The sequence below is a fragment of the Nostocoides sp. genome, from assembly GCF_037045025.1.
Taxonomy (GTDB): Bacteria; Actinomycetota; Actinomycetes; order Actinomycetales; family Dermatophilaceae; genus Nostocoides_A.
In genome coordinates, this window is the sequence record NZ_JBAOHM010000011.1 from 202,769 (window position 1) to 217,990 (window position 15,222).

The following is a 15,222-nucleotide window of genomic DNA, read 5'->3' on the forward strand; positions in this document are numbered from 1 at the left end:
CAATGACGACAACCGTGACTCACGACACCACCGCTGCGGGTGAGCCGGCGCACGGCGTCGACGAACTCGTGGCCCGGGCTCGAGAGATCTTCGACGACCTGGACTTCGGCACCGCGCGCGCCTGGAAGGCCGCCGGCGAGAACCGCCGCGTCGTGGCCTTCATGCCCACGTATGTCCCTCGCGAACTCATCCACGCCGCCGGGATGCTCCCCCTGGGAGTTCTCGGCGGGGGCGACAACCTCGAGGTCATCCACGGCGACGCCTACTACCAGAGCTACATCTGCCGCATCCCCCGCTCCACCCTCGAGCTGGGCATCACCGGCCGGCTCGACTTCGTCGACGGCTTCGTGTTCCCGTCGTTGTGCGATGTCGTCCGCAACCTCTCCGGGATCTGGAAGCTCCTCTTCCCCAACGTCTATGTCCGCTACTTCGACGTGCCGCAGACCTTCCGCAAGGACATCGCCGGGGAGTACTACATCCGCGAGCTGCGCGAGTTGCGCTCCGGGCTGGAGGAGCTGCGGGGCGCGCCGATCACCGACGACGAGCTGGGGGCGAGCGTCGCGGCATACAACGAGAATCGTCGCCTGGTCCGTGAGGTGTATGGGCTGCGCGCCGAATCCCCTTGGCTGGCACCGACATCGGAGGTCTATCTGCTGATGCGGGCCGGTATGGTGCTCCCGGTCGAGGAGCACAACACCCTGCTCGTCGACTACCTCGCGGCCACCCGGGCCCAGCCACGGGCGATGCGCGACAACGGGCGGGTCGTCATCAGCGGGGCGTTCTGCGAGCAGCCACCGCTCAACCTCATCAAGGCCATCGAGATGTCCGGCTGCTATGTCGTCGACGACGACTTCATGCTCGTCAACCGGTGGCTCCTGGACGACGTCTCCACCGAGGGGGATGTGCTGACCAATCTGTCCGACACCTACCTGACCCGGTCGATGGAAAACGCCGCGAAATACCAGCCGGACCTGGCCGTCAAGGGCAAATACGTCGTCGACTCGGTGCGCGACAACGGGGCCGAGGGCGTGATCTTCGCGGCGCCAAGCTTCTGCGACCCCGCCCTGCTGGAGCGGCCGATGCTCGAAACCCGTTGCGACGCAGCCGGAATACCCTACATCGGATTGAAGTATGCCGAGAACTCCGGCCAAATGCAGCCCGTCCGGGAGCAGGCCGGCACCTTCGCCGACTCCCTCAAACTCTGGAGCACATCATGACCACTGCGACCACCGCCGCACCCGTCGTCAAAGACGACTCGATGGAGCGTCAGAAGGCGCTCATCGCGAGCAATTACGAGGCGTTGACCAGCGCACACGAGACCGGCCGCAAGGTCGCCTCGACGTTCGTCCCGGGCAACCTCAACGAGTTGATCATGTGCTTCGACCTGGTCAACAACCTGCCCGAGATCAACGCGATCCAAAACGGCATGCGCAAACTGTCCGGTGACTACATCGCCGAGGCCGAGAAGCACGGTCACTCCGAGGACGTGTGCACCTATGTCAAGGCCGACATCGGCATGATGGCCAAGGGCAACCTCTCGCCCAACGGCAAGCCACTGCCCAAACCCGATGTCCTGCTGCTGTGCTACACCGGCTGCTTCACGTTCATGAAGTGGTTCGAGTTGGTGCGCGACGAATACAAGTGCCCGACCGTGATGCTCCAGGTCCCCTACCAGGGCGACGGCGAGATCACCGACAACATGCGGCAATACATCGTCAAGCAGTTGAAGGAAGACGTCATCCCCACCCTGGAGCAGGTCTCCGGGGTCAAGTTCGACATCGACCGGCTGCGGCAGTATCTGACCGAGTCGCGCAAGGCCGAGGAAGACCTGGTCTGGGTCGTCCAGAGCGCCAAGAACGATCCCTCCCCGATCGACGCCTACTTCGGCGGCGTCTACTACATCGGGCCGATCTTCACCGCGTTCCGGGGCACCGAGAAGGCGACCGACTTCTACCGGCTGCTGCGCTCAGAGATCGAGCAGCGCCTCGCCGCCGGTCTCGGGCCGGTGACGCCGATCGGGGACATGACCGATCAGCGTTACCGCCTGGTCGTCGAAGGCCCCCCGAACTGGACCAACTTCCGCGAGTTCTGGAAGATGTTCTACGAGGAGGGCGCCGTCGTCGTCGCCTCGACCTACACCAAGGTCGGCGGCACCTACGACCTCGGCTTCCGGCACGACCCCGACCATCCGCTGGAGTCGCTCGCGGAATACTGCTTGACCTGCTACACCAACCGGAACCTGCCGCAGCGGGTCGATCAGATCACCCGCTACATCGAGGAGTACAAGGCGGACGGGTTGCTGATCAACTCCGTCAAGAGCTGCAACAGCTTCTCCGCCGGCCAACTGATGATGATGCGCGAGGTCGAGAAACGCACCGGCAAACCCGGCGCCTTCATCGAGACCGACCTCGTCGATCCGCGCTATTTCTCCGCCGCCAACGTCAAGAACCGGTTGGAGAGCTACTTCCAGATGATCGAACAGAAGCGCTCCGGCGCTTCGGCCACCGAGGGAGTATCGCGATGAGGACCTTCGTGGGAATCGACCTCGGGTCGACGACGACCAAGGCCGTGATGATGGACGAGTCCGGTGCCTCCCTCGGGCGGGGCATCACGAACTCCCGCTCCAACTACGACACGGCGGCAGCGGTGTCGAAGCTGGAGGCCACCGTCGATACCCGGTTCACGCTGTTCCGGCGCGCTCTCCTTGCCGGGGCAGCATCGGCGGCGGACGGCGTCGATGAGTTCCTCGCCGACCTCGAACGCCACTATCGCCGCGTGCAGTTCCTCGACCAGGTCGACGACCTCGAGGCGACGTGCGCCCGCTACAGTTCCGGCAACGGCGGCAAGCGGGCCAACGTCGGCCGTGGCAGCGCGCCGACCCAGCAGGACCAGAAGGCGCTGGCGGAAGCGTTCGACACCGTGTTCGGCCAGTTGCGCGGCCACGCTGCGGAGATCTTCGCCAAGGGCGCGACCCGCAAGTCGGACTTCTTCCGTGACATCGCCGGCTCCCGGGTGATGACGCTCGGTGAGCCGGTTTGCGCCGAGCTGGCGTTGCCCTTCGACACCCTGCTCAACGTCTATGACAAGTCGATCATCGAGGTCGAGAACCGGCCCCCCGCCGGCAGCGTCGAATCGACGTTCATGCGCGCCCTCGACGGGCTGCTCGAGGACGGCACCAGCCTGCCCACCGAGCTGGTGAACTCCGCGGTGCAGGACGCCCTCGGTGTTCCCCTGGAAGAGACCTACGTCGTCGGGACCGGCTACGGCCGGGTCCGGTTGCCGTTCCCCAAGGAGCACATCCGCTCCGAGATCCTCTGCCACGGCCTGGGCGCGCACATGATGTATGACGGGACCCGCACCGTCCTTGACATCGGCGGCCAGGACACCAAGGCCATCCAGGTCGACGGCGACGGGATCGTCGAGAGCTTCCAGATGAACGACCGGTGCGCGGCCGGGACCGGACGCTATCTCGGCTATGTCGCCGACGAGATGAAGATGGGCCTGCACGAGCTCGGTCCGCTGGCGATGAAGGCGCACAAGACGTTGCGGATCAACTCGACGTGCACGGTGTTCGCCGGCGCCGAGTTGCGCGACCGGCTGGCGCTCGGCGACCGGCGCGAGGACATCCTCGCCGGGTTGCACCGCGCGATCATCTTGCGGGCGATGTCGATCATCGCTCGCTCCGGCGGCATCCGGGACCAGTTCACGTTCACCGGTGGGGTCGCCAAGAACGAGGCGGCCGTCCACGAGCTGCGCCAGCTGGTCGCCGACAACTACGGCGAACGCACGATCAACATCAACCCGGACTCGATCTATACCGGGGCGCTCGGCGGTGCCGAGTTCGCCCGGCGGGCCGCCGTCTGACCGGCACCGGAAGGAGACACGACATGACCACCACAATCGGCATCGACATCGGAGCCGGTGCCGCCAAAACCGTCCTGTTCGAGGTCGGCGACGACACCCGCTGGCTCGGCCGGCAGGTCGAACGAATCCGCCAGCGCGATCCCTATCGGCTCGCCGGCGAAGCCGTCGACCGCATGCTCGCCGAGCACGGCATCACCCGCGAGGACGTCGACTACATCGCGACCACCGGAGACGCCGACGGCATCGAGTGGAGCACCGGGCACTTCTATTCGATGACGACCCACGCCCGGGGCGCCATCTATCTGCAGCCCGACGCGGTCGCCGTCCTTGACGTCGGGGCCCTGCACGGCCGGGCGATCCACATCGACCCCCGCGGCAAGGTGCTCGCCTCGCAGATGACCAGCCAGTGTGCGTCCGGGTCCGGGCAGTTCCTGGAGAACATCGCCCGCTATCTCGGCATCGCCCAGGACGAGATCGGCCTGATCTCGCTCGAGGGGCAAAACCCGGAGAAGGTGTCCTCGATCTGTGCCGTGCTCGCCGAGACCGACGTCATCAACATGGTCTCGCGCGGCATCGCGGCTCCCGACATCCTGCGCGGCATTCACCTGTCGATGGCCGGCCGGCTCACTCAGCTCATCCGCCGGCTGAAGCTGCGGGGCGGGACCGTCCTGGTGACCGGCGGACTCGGGTTGGATCCCGGCCTGATCGGAGCGCTGCAGAACTCCTTCGCGGAGGCCAAGATCCCGTTGCAGGTGGCCAGCCACGACGACGCGATCTATGCCGGCGCGATCGGCGCCGCGCTGTGGGCCGCCTTCCGCCACGACAAGCTCGCCGCCCAGCGGGTCCCACTAGCAGTAGGGAGCGCGTCATGACCACGACCACCCCGATCGCCGGCGTCTCCGTGCGGCGGATGACCCCGGAGGCCCTCCCGGACGTTGTTCGGATCGACGAGGCGACGACCGGCCGGCCGCGCCCTCGATTCCACAGAAAACGGGTCATCTCCCTGGATCAGGACGACCGCGACATCGCGCTCGTGGCCGAACGCGACGGCCAGACGGTCGGATTCGCCTTCACCCGGGTCTTCGAGGGCGAACTCGGGATGGCCGCCCCCGTCGGCGTCCTCGACTGGATCGGCGTGGATCCCCCACAGCGCGGGGCCGGCGTCGGCCGGATCTTGTTGGACGCCACGGTCGACGAACTCGATCGCCGTGGGGTGCACCAGATGCGCACCCAAGCGGCGTGGAACGAGCACAACCTCGTCGAGTTCTTCGCGGCCAACGGTTTCCAGCTCGCCCCACGAATCGCGATCGATCGACCGGTGGACCTGCCGCTCGACGACGAGTTCCAGAGCCGGGTGCCGCCACTGGCGACCCTGGACGAGGACGCCTGGGTGGAGCCCGACCGCGCCCTCGAGGTCGACTTCGCGCCAGAGGTGCCGCCCGACGTCGTGTTGGTGCGCTCGTTGGAGGAGTCCGATCTCGAGGACGTGGTGCAACTCGACCGGCTCGCCACCGGGCAGAACCGGGTCGAGTATTACCAGCGGATGGTCGAGGAGGCGCTGCACCTCACCGGGATCCGGCTGTCGCTCGTTGCCGAGTTGGAGGGCCGCCTCGTCGGCGTGATGATGGTGCGCGCGGACTACGGCGAGTTCGGCAAGGTCGAGTCGGGCGCGGTTTTGGACACGGTGGTCGTCGAGCCGGGCCTGGAGGGCCGGCACGTGGCCCGGGCCATGCTCGGCCAACTCCTCGGCAACCTGAAGTCCCTGTGCGTCGACGTGCTGCGCACCGAGGTCGCCTGGGACGACGTCGCGCTGGTGCGCTTCTTTGCCCACAACGGGTTCACCCACGCCCAACGGTTGTCCTTCGTCCGGGAGCTGTGATCACCGGCCGAATGCGCTGGTGGTTGGATGGTGTGTCGTGTCAGCCATCCCCGAGGTTCAGCTGGTCCGCACGCGGGCCGAGTTGTGTGCAGCCGCCGGCGCCGATGACGCGTTCGCGCGCCTCGACCCGCCGGAGGTACTCGACGAGGCCTATGCCCTGGGCGCGACCGTCGGCTGGCTGCGCACCTCGATCACCCGCAAACCCTCCTTCACCGCGTGGGGGCCGCGGCTGGCCGAGTTCATCGACGCGTTGTCCGGGGCGGGCGTCCTGGACGGCCTCCGACTGGGGTGGATCACGGTGCCGCGCAGCGACTTCGCGGTTGTTGGGCAGCGGTTCGCGCTCCGGGCAGGAGGCGACTGGGACTGGATGTGGACCGACGGCATGCCGGCGGTCGTGCCGGGCGAGGAGCGGTTGGTCGCGCTCGACGACACGCGCGACGCGGCCGAGATCACCGCCTTCGCGGCGCGGGAGAATCCGCGCTTCGAGGGCCATCCCGGGACCGGCCAGTCCGCGTCCTGGTTGGGCGTTCGCGACGAGGCCGGCGACCTGGTGGCCTGCGGCGCGATTCAGCGACTCGGGTCGGGAGTTGCGCATCTGGCCGGGATCCTCAGCGCCGAGCGGGTGCGCGGCCAGGGCCTCGGCCGCGCGATCAGCGCCGCGCTGACCCGCGGCGCCGTCGAGCGCGAGGGCGTCTGCACTCTCGGGATGTATGCCGACAACACCGTCGCCCGCACGCTCTATCATTCGCTCGGCTATCGCACCGACAAGGAGTGGGCCAGCCGGCTGGTTGCCAGAATGACACCGGCCGCGACCGACCCTGGCGATCAGCCGCCTGCCAGCGCATTCTTGACGTGCGCGATGATGCCGGGCACGGCGGCCTGCATCTCGGCATACGTCTGATCGAAGGCCGCGGCGCGGCCATACCACGGGTCGTCGACGTCGAGCGTGCCCGCGGCGACGGCTTCGGGGTCGAAGCTGCGGATCAGCCGGAGGTGATCGCGCTCGCCGTCGCCGGCGAGCCGCTGCAGCGAGCGCAGGTGCCAGCTGTCGGCGGCCAGGATCAGGTCCCGCTCGGCGATCCACGAGCGCTCGATGCGCCTGGCTCGGTGGGCGCCGCCGCCCCAGTCGGCGTGCCCGTTGCGGGTCAGGACCGCGAGGGTGCGTGCGTCCGCCGGGTTGCCGAATTCCTCCGCCGAGGTGCCGGCCGAGTCGATCTCGACCTGCCCGGTCAGGCCTTCTCGGTCGACGGCCTCGCGCAGCAGGAACTCCAGCATCGGGGAGCGACAGATATTGCCGGTGCAGACGACGCAAATGCGGTAGGTCACCGGCCCATTGTCCGCCGTGCCGCCGGCTCAGCCGCGCCGGCTCGGCGTGATCTCCCAGAGTTCGCGCGGCAGCGGCCGGCCCACTTCGAGATAGGTCTTCAGCCCGGCGAGCATGGCGCTCCACCCCAGCGCGGCCCGCTCGAACTCGCGCTCGTCGCGCAATCCCTCGTGGCGCAGGTCGATTCGAGTCATCGTGCGGGTCGGCGTCAAGGTCACGTGGACCCGGGACGCGCCCTCATAGGCCGGCACCCGCGACGGGCCGAAGGTGAAGTCGAGATGGCGGGGACGCTCGAGCGCCAAGACGATCCCGCCGGCGTCCGCGACGCCGGAGCCGTCGGTCCGCAGGTGGTCCCACCGCTCGCCCGGCTGCCAGGAGGAGCGGATCGCGTGATTCCAGTAGCGCGCGGTCGCGGCGGGATCGGTGAGGGCAAACCAGACGGCGTTCGGCGGCGCCAGCACAAAGGTGAGCGCGCTGAAGGTCCGTTTGGCGAGGATCGGGCGGTGGCTGGGTGCTCCGAGGTGGCGCGCGCGGGCGAGGGAATGGGTGCGGATCGCAGCAGTGCTCACGACGCGTCCTCCGTCCTTGGGGGAGAACTCCACGGTAGCGCAACTTCGGGCACCCGGACGGGGATGTGACCGTCGCGACGGGCGCCCGGCTACTGATAGGTGACCAGCGACGGGAACGGCTTGACCTCGGCGACGGTCTGGGCCGGCGTGAGCATCGGGGTGTCCTCGTCGATGAAGTTTTTCCAGCCGAGGAAGACCCCGTCCGGAAGGTCCCTGCGAATGACGTCCCAGGTGGTCTGCTTCATCGGCTGGCTCCCGGAACCATCGACATGGATGACCACCTGCAGCTCGTCGTGATCGAGGTTGATCAGGCTTCGGTCGCGGAGCATCTGCAGCTGGAATTGATGCAGCACCAACAGTTTTGGTGGGAGGTTATGGCTGCGGACCACGTCGGCGAGCCAGGCGGCGACCGCGTTGACCTCGGCGGCCTCGACGTGCCCGATCCGACTGAGCGGCAGCTCGCCCGGTTGCAGCCGCCACTCCGGGTCGAGGGCGAGGCCGACACCGGGGCGGGCGAGCAGATCGGCATACGACTGCGCTTGGGTGAGGAAGTCGCTGCGGCCGGGCTGGAGGTCGAGGATGCAATAGATGCCGGCCTTCTCCGCGACGTCGATCCACTCGGCCAGCACGTCCGGATCGGTGGCCGCCGAATAGCTGCCGTCGCTGCCGGGCGCCGCGGCCGCGACCGTCGCGATGAGTTCGAACGCCGGGCGCACGGGCTGCTTGAGCACCTCGGCATACTGCGCGGCGAGGTCGCCGGCCCGGCTGACGGCGCTTTGGGCATCCTGCTCCCCCAGCAGGCCGAGAGACGCCGTCAGCGGGTTGCCATAGATCGCGACGTAGTGGTTGGCGGGCAGGGCGAGGATGCCGCCGCCGGGGATCTCGGGCGCAGTGCGGGCGGTGGCGAGGCGCGCGACGAAGCGGCTGGTGCTGCCGAAGGCCGAGCCCACGGCCACGACGGTGGCCTCGGGTGCGGCGCGCAGTGCCGTGATCGTGGCGGCATCGGCGCGGGGGTCGGCATTCGTGGCGTGGAGGCGCTTGGCCCCGGCGGCCGTCGCGGCCGCGGCGATCAGCTCGGGAGTGTCTGTGCCGTCGGCCAGCAGCAGCGCGCGCCCGGGGCCCGGGACCGCGGGCAGGTCAATGCGCGGTTTCGGCGGGGTGGAGCCGGTTGATTCGACGATCCGGCGGTCACCCACCGGCAGATCGCGACCGGCATACGAGATGATCTCGCGGGCGCCGAGGCGATCGAGTTCGGCGGCCAGGTGCTCGTCAACCCGCAGGACGGGGACGCCGAGGTGCGCGGCTGCGGCTGCGGCGGCCGGCCAGCGGGCGCGATCGTCACCGGCGACGACCACGACCGGGGCACCGGTGAAGAAGGCCCGGGCGGCGGCGCGCAACGCCTTCGGGGTGTCGCTGGCGGGAAGCACAACGCTCTCGCCGCTCGTCAGCCGGATGCCCCGCTCGCCCGCCCGGTCGCCGGCGGAGTCGGTGCAGGCCGACGCGGTCATGGTGGCCGCGGCCCCGAGCAGAAGGGATCGCCGCGTGGTGGCCGGCACCTGCGGTCGGGGCCGGGGCTGGGTGGGCGACACCGGTCGATGGTAGGCGGTGGCGTTCGGCTCGTCGCTCAGGCGGCGCGGTGTGTCACGGCGCGGTGTCAGCGGACGGGTTATGGGCGGGCGTGGAGGTGTCCGGAGCGGCGAGCCACAGCGTCGCGCCGAACCCATCGCGGCCGTCCTTGCGGTGGGAGACCATGACCAGCGTGCGCCCGCGGGAGCCGGCGATCAGGTCGGCGACGACCTCGCGGGCGGTTGCCGAGTCGAGGTGGGCCACCGGTTCGTCGAGCAGAATGACGGGGCGCTGCGACAGTAGTGCGCGCGCCAAGGCGAGCCGGGCCTGCTCACCGCCGGACAGGCCCCGCCCCCCGGTGCCGAGCCGGGTGTCGAGGCCGTCCGGTAGCGCGGCCAGCCAGGGGCCGAGCCCGGCCTGCCCGAGGGCGTCGCGGATGGCGTCGTCCCCGGCCATACCGCCCGAGGCGAAGCGCAGGTTCTCCCGCAGGGTGGACGCAAAGACGTGGGGGCCGTCGTCCACGACGGCAAACCGGGCGCGGGCCCGGCGCAGGGGGAGGGCGAGCGCGTCGTCGGCGTCGATCCGATAGCGGCCGTCCTCGGGGTCCAGCTGCCGGGCCAGGACGGCCAGGATCGTCGATTTCCCGCCGCCGTTGGGGCCGGCGATCGTCAGGTGGGTGCCCGGTGGCAGATCCAGGTCGGTGGGCGCGAGGGCCAGCGGCCGATCCGGTGCCCAGCGCGCGCTGATGCCGGTCAGCCGTAGGTGCGGGGCTTGGCGAGTTGGTGTGTGGGCGCCGGTGTCGAGGCTGGGCGTGATCGCGGTCGACTGGGGAGCGGCAACAGCGGGGTCCTGGGCGAGGACGCGCCGCAGGCGGTCGGCGCTGCCGCGTGAGCGCGCCAGAGCGCGCGCGGCTTCGGCGAGCGGGGTGAGCGCGTCGGCGGCGGCGACCGGGGCAAGGACGAGCAGGGCCGCGACGGGGGGTGCGTGCGTCGTCGGGTCGTTACCGAGCAGGAGGGTGACGGCGAGCGTGGCCAGGCCGACGGCAAGCATGATCCCGGCGGCGGCGAGCGCCCGGCCCCGCGCTTGGTGCAGCACCCGGCGACGCAGGTCGTCGTGCGCGGCCGCCGCCTGGGCCAGGACCTCGGCGGTGCCATTGACTGCCCGGATCTCCTCCCCCTGGATGGTAATGAGCGCGGCGAGGCGGGTGATGTCGGCCCGCGCCTGGCCGATCTCGGCGTTCCCGAAAAGTTCCAGCCGGTAGCTGATCGCGCAGATCGCGGTCACGGCAACCCCGAGGGCGAGCAGGATGCCGCCGGTGCGGATGTCGATCAGCCCGGTGACCAGCGTGGTCAGCGCCCAGGCGACGATCGCGGACAACCCGGGCACGGTCACCCGGATCTGCGCGCCGACGACGTCGTCGAGATCGTCGACGACCCCGGTGAGCAGGTCGGCGCGCCCGCGCCGGCCGAGGCGCGCGGGGGTGAGCGGGATGAGGGCGGCATACGTCGAGGTGCGCCGGCCCGCGAGGTCACGCAGGGCGGCGTCGTGGGTGAGCTGCCGTTCCCAATAGCGCAGCGCCGGGCGAGCCATGCCAAAGGCGCGGACGGCGACGATGGCGGCGAGCAGGGTCAGGATGACCGGCCGCTCGCTGGCCCTGACAATCAGCCAGCCGGACGTGGCCGTCAGCGCCACACCGCTGGCGAGGGCGAGGCCGCCGATGACTCCGGCGAGGACCAGCGGCCGGGTCAGGCGCAGGATGCGCAGGTCGGGCAGGTCGCTCACGATGAGGCCCCCTCGACCGGGTGGTTCCCCAACGACTGGTCGACTACCTCGGCCCACTCGGCGGGGGTTCCGGCGGGCCGGGTCAGGTGGACGTGGGCGTCGGCGATGTCGACCAACTCGCGGCGATGGGTGACGGCCAGGACGCAGGCCCGGGTCGCCAGTTCGGCGATCGCCGTGTGGGCGATGGCGGCGCTCGCGTCGTCGAGGTGTGCGGTCGGCTCGTCGAGCAGGATCACCGATTCGGGCGCAAGCAGCGCCCGGGCGAGGCCGAGCCGGGCCCGCTGTCCGGCCGACAGCCCAAAACCGTCGTCCCCCAACGTGGTTTGCAGCCCCTGGGGCAGGCCGGCCACGGTGCCGTCGAGCCCGACGGCCCGCAGTGCCCCCCACTGGGCAGCGGTCGGTGCGCCGGTCCCGAGGGCGAGAGCGGCGGCCACCGTGCCGGTCGGGATGAACGGCCGCTGGGTGACCAGATGAGCCCGTGGGGCTCGCAGCCCCCCGGCATCGGGGCGCCGCAGGCCGGCGATGAGGTCGAGCAGCGTGGTCTTGCCGACGCCGGACGCGCCGGTCACCACGGTCAACCCGGGCCCGGCTCGCAGGGTCAGGTCGTTGATGACCCGCTCGTTCGCGCCGGGATGGGAATAGCCGACACCGCTGAGTTCGACTTCGTATGCCGCTGCTCCCGTGCCCTCGTCTGGTCCGGTTCGCGGTCGAGGTGAGGCGACCCGCCGAAGCGTAGGCGTGGTCTTCGGCATGTCCGTCTTCGGTGTGTCTCCTGCGCTCGAGTCGTCGTCCGCGTCAGGCGCTAGCGCCACGGTGATCTCGGCGAGCGCGCTGGCCCCGTCGGCGGCATTGTGAAACTCCTGGCCGACTCGGCGCACCGGCCAATAGGCCTCCGGGGCAAGTAGAATGGCCACCATCGCGGACGACAGGTCCATCGACCCGTGCGCCAACCGTACTCCGCTCAGGACGGCAACAATGGCGACCGAGATCGTGGCGAGCAGCTCGAGTGCGGCCGAGGAGAGAAAGGCCAGCCGCAGCGTCTTCATCGTCGCCGCGCGGTGCCGGTCGCTCACCTCGCCGATGGCCGCGATCTGCTTCTCGGCCCGGCCGTAGCTCACCAGGGTGGGCAGTCCCCGGACGACGTCGAGGAAGTGCCCGGCCAAATCGGCGAGCGCCCGCCAGCGCCGCTCGGTCTGCTGCTGGGTGGTCTTGCCGATCAACGCGGCAAAGAGCGGCAACAGCGGGAGCGTTAACACGACGACCAGCGCGCTCGGCCAATCGACCAGCGCCAGGATGCCGATCGCTCCGACCGGGACGACCGCGGCGGTGAGCAGCGCGGGGAGGTAGCGAGCGGCATACGGCTCAATGGCCGTGCTTCCAGCGGTGGCGAGCGTCAATGCCGTTGCCGGAGCGGGGCGTTCCTCGGCGGGGCGGGATGCCCAGGCGGCCAGCAGCCGCTGGCGCAGGGCGGTGGCGACGCTGACGCCGGCCCAGGCCGCGGCATACTCGGCAAGGGCGGCGAGCAGGGCGCGAGCGGCGAACAGGCCGGTGAGCCACAGGGCCGGCGTCAGCACCGGCTCGGAGCGGGCGATCGCGACCACCACGCCGGTCAGGGCGAAGGCAGTTGCGATCGTCGAGATCCCTTGGGCAACACCGACCATCCCCAAGGCCACGAAGGGGCGACGGGCCTCGGGGATGGCACGGAAGAGCCGGGGATCGAGCGGCCGCACGCGTCAGCGCGCCGCCGCTGCCGGGACCTCCAGCGGGTCCTGCGCCGGCGGGATGTGTGCGGTGCTGATCCGTTTGCGGAAGACCCAGTAGGTCCATCCCTGATAGAGCAGGACGATCGGGGTGAAGACGAGAGCGGCGATCGTCATGATCTTCAGCGTGTAGTCGGTGCTGGACGCGTTGTCGATCGTCAGGCTGTTGGCGGCGGCCGTGCTGCTCGGCATCACGTCCGGATAGAGCATGAGGAAGTAGGTCGCCACGGCGAGGCCGATCGTCAACGCGGTCGCGAGGAACGCCTTGCCCTCGGCGCCGGTGTTGTTGAACGCCAGGGAGGCGAGCAGGCACAGGGCGGCGAGGACGGTTGTGGCCCACGACCAGATGCTGCCTCGGGTGACGCCGAGGACGAGCAGCAGGGCGACGGCGAGGACCGCCGTCATCAGGCCGGTCTTGGCGGCGAACCGGCGGGCGTCGGCGCGGATCGGCCCGTCGGTCTTGAGGGCGACGAAGTAGGCGCCGTGGGTGAGGAAAAGCGCGACGAAGGTGAGGCCGCCGATCAACCCGACCGGGTTGAGCAGCGTGAACAGGTTGCCGGTGTATTCCATGTTCTCGTCGATCGGGACGCCGTTGACGATATTGGTCAGGGCGACGCCCCACAGCAGCGCCGGGAGCACCGAGCCGACGACAATCGCGATGTCCCACTTAGCTTTCCACGAGGATGACGCGCGCTTGCCACGGTAGTCGAAGCCCATGTTGCGGACGATCAGCGCGACCAGGATGAGCAACAGCGGCAGGTAGAAGCCGCTGAACAGCGTTGCGTACCAGTGCGGGAAGGCGGCGAAGGTAGAGCCGCCGGCGGTGAGGATCCACACCTCGTTGCCGTCCCAGACCGGGCCGATCGTGTTGAGCAGCACACGCTTACGCTTCTCGGTGTCCTCGGCGTCGACGCCCTTGCCGAGGATCGGCAGCAGCATGCCGACGCCGAAGTCGAATCCTTCGAGAACGAGGTAGCCGGTCCACAGCACCGCGATGAGAAGGAACCAGATCACTGCGAGGTCCATGTCGGTTCTCCGTTCTCAGTACGCGAATTGCAGCGGCGAGTCTTCGGTGAGATCGCCTGGTGCCGTGGGTGGTTCGAAGGGTTCGGCGCCCTTCTTGACGTAGTCGGTGAACAGCTTGACCTCGACGACGGCGAGAGCGGCGTACAGCAGGGTGTAGACGATCATCGAGATCAGCACCTCGGCGGCCGAGACCGATGGCGAGACGCCGGTCGACGTCGTCATCAGCCCATTGACGATCCACGGTTGCCGGCCGACTTCGGTGAAGACCCAGCCAAAACTGTTGGCCAGCACCGGAGCCAGCGGGGCGCCGATGGCGACGAACGTCCACCACGGGCTGCGCGGCACGCCGCCCTTGTGGGTCGACCAGAGGACCGCGATGGCCATCGCCATCGTCAGGAAGCCGAAGCCCATCATCCAGCGGAACGACCAGTAGGTCAGCGGAATGAACGGGGTGTAGGTCGAATCCTGCACGAGCGAGGAGGAACTCGTGCCGTATTTTGCGATCAACTGCTCGCGCACGTCGTTGATGCCTTCGACCGGCTTGTCGAGGCTGCCCGTCGCCATGAAGCCGAGCACGCAGGGGACCTTGACCGCGAACTTCTCGTTGAGCCCGTCGGGCGTGCCGACGGTGAAGATCGAGAACGGCGCGCACGAGTCGGAGTTTTGATAAAGGGCCTCTGCCGCAGCCATCTTCATCGGCTGGACTTCGGTCATGATCTTTCCCTGCGCGTCGCCGGAGACGATCACGCCGAGGCTGGCGACGAGCGCGACGATGGCCCCGAGGCGGGCCGAGCGGCGATACAGCGGGGTGTCCTCGGCTGGCCGGTTGCGCCGCATCAGCCAGACCGAGACCCCCATGACGACGGCCCCGCCGACCATATAGGCACTGGTGATGACGTGGGGGAAGGTGACGAGCTGGACCTTGTTGGTGAGCACCGCGAGGAAGTCGGTCATCTCGGCGCGCCCGGTCTCGGGGTTGAACGTGTAGCCGACCGGGTTCTGCATGAACGAGTTTGCCGCGAGGATGAAGTAGGCTGAGAAGACCGTGCCGATGTGCACGAGCAGCATCGTCAGCGCGTGCAGCTTTTCGGGGATCTTGCCCCAGCCAAAGATCCACAGTCCGAGGAAGGTCGACTCGAGGAAGAAGGCGAGCAGCGCCTCGAACGCCAGCGGAGCGCCGAAGATGTCGCCGACGAAGCGGCTGTAGTCGCTCCAGTTCATCCCGAACTGGAACTCCTGGACGATGCCGGTGACCAACCCGAGGGCGAAGTTGATCGTGAACAGCTTCCCGAAGAACTTGGTCAGCCGCAGGTAGTCGGGGTTGTGCGTGCGCACCCACTGGATGTGGAAGTAGGCGACGATCGCGGACATCCCGATGGTGATGGGGACAATGAGGAAGTGATAGACGGTCGTGATGGCGAACTGCCACCGCGCCAGGTCCAGGGCATCCAT

The 15,222-nt window shown here is 69.1% G+C and carries 13 protein-coding genes; 6 read left to right on the forward strand and 7 right to left on the reverse strand.

Features of this window, described 5'->3' with window-relative positions; all coding sequences use genetic code 11:
- The first annotated feature begins 2 nt into the window (after positions 1-2).
- From bcrC to V9G19_RS12080, 6 genes are read left to right on the forward strand one after another with little or no spacing between them, the layout of a single operon-like run.
- Positions 3-1,217, forward strand: coding sequence for a benzoyl-CoA reductase subunit C (gene bcrC, locus V9G19_RS12055; protein WP_462285663.1), 1,215 nt, complete (start codon positions 3-5; stop codon positions 1,215-1,217).
- Positions 1,214-2,524 (forward strand): benzoyl-CoA reductase subunit B, encoded by a 1,311-nt coding sequence (gene bcrB / locus V9G19_RS12060; RefSeq protein ID WP_462285664.1) that lies wholly within the window; start codon positions 1,214-1,216, stop codon positions 2,522-2,524. Before bcrC ends, bcrB begins: the two co-directional genes overlap by 4 nt.
- The gene (gene bcrA, locus V9G19_RS12065; protein ID WP_462285665.1) at positions 2,521-3,864 is read left to right on the forward strand and encodes a benzoyl-CoA reductase subunit A; all 1,344 of its coding nucleotides are present in this window, start codon (positions 2,521-2,523) and stop codon (positions 3,862-3,864) included. The genes bcrB and bcrA overlap by 4 nt, the downstream gene beginning before the upstream one ends.
- Before the next feature lie 23 nt (positions 3,865-3,887).
- Complete coding sequence (bcrD, locus tag V9G19_RS12070; protein ID WP_462285666.1) at positions 3,888-4,736, forward strand: benzoyl-CoA reductase subunit D; 849 nt, start codon at positions 3,888-3,890, stop codon at positions 4,734-4,736.
- The gene (locus tag V9G19_RS12075) at positions 4,733-5,743 is read left to right on the forward strand and encodes a GNAT family N-acetyltransferase (protein WP_462285667.1); all 1,011 of its coding nucleotides are present in this window, start codon (positions 4,733-4,735) and stop codon (positions 5,741-5,743) included. Before bcrD ends, V9G19_RS12075 begins: the two co-directional genes overlap by 4 nt.
- Before the next feature lie 37 nt (positions 5,744-5,780).
- The gene (locus V9G19_RS12080; RefSeq protein ID WP_462285668.1) at positions 5,781-6,644 is read left to right on the forward strand and encodes a GNAT family N-acetyltransferase; all 864 of its coding nucleotides are present in this window, start codon (positions 5,781-5,783) and stop codon (positions 6,642-6,644) included.
- Here V9G19_RS12080 and V9G19_RS12085 read toward each other — a convergent pair.
- From V9G19_RS12085 to V9G19_RS12115, 7 genes are all read right to left on the reverse strand, one after another.
- Entirely contained in the window at positions 6,569-7,069 is a 501-nt protein-coding gene (locus tag V9G19_RS12085; RefSeq protein ID WP_462285669.1) for a low molecular weight protein-tyrosine-phosphatase, read from the reverse strand. The genes V9G19_RS12080 and V9G19_RS12085 overlap by 76 nt on opposite strands.
- Before the next feature lie 27 nt (positions 7,070-7,096).
- The gene (locus tag V9G19_RS12090) at positions 7,097-7,636 is read right to left on the reverse strand and encodes an SRPBCC domain-containing protein (protein WP_462285670.1); all 540 of its coding nucleotides are present in this window, start codon (positions 7,634-7,636) and stop codon (positions 7,097-7,099) included.
- A gap of 89 nt (positions 7,637-7,725) precedes the next feature.
- Entirely contained in the window at positions 7,726-9,225 is a 1,500-nt protein-coding gene (locus V9G19_RS12095; RefSeq protein ID WP_462285671.1) for a hypothetical protein, read from the reverse strand.
- 52 nt (positions 9,226-9,277) lie between these two features.
- Positions 9,278-10,984 (reverse strand): thiol reductant ABC exporter subunit CydC, encoded by a 1,707-nt coding sequence (gene cydC, locus V9G19_RS12100; RefSeq protein ID WP_462285672.1) that lies wholly within the window; start codon positions 10,982-10,984, stop codon positions 9,278-9,280.
- Complete coding sequence (gene cydD / locus V9G19_RS12105) at positions 10,981-12,714, reverse strand: thiol reductant ABC exporter subunit CydD (RefSeq protein WP_462285673.1); 1,734 nt, start codon at positions 12,712-12,714, stop codon at positions 10,981-10,983. Before cydD ends, cydC begins: the two co-directional genes overlap by 4 nt.
- Before the next feature lie 3 nt (positions 12,715-12,717).
- Complete coding sequence (gene cydB, locus V9G19_RS12110; protein ID WP_462285674.1) at positions 12,718-13,770, reverse strand: cytochrome d ubiquinol oxidase subunit II; 1,053 nt, start codon at positions 13,768-13,770, stop codon at positions 12,718-12,720.
- A 15-nt stretch (positions 13,771-13,785) separates the two neighbouring features.
- Positions 13,786-15,222: a cytochrome ubiquinol oxidase subunit I gene (locus tag V9G19_RS12115; protein WP_462285675.1), complete on the reverse strand. Its 1,437-nt coding sequence runs from the start codon at positions 15,220-15,222 to the stop codon at positions 13,786-13,788.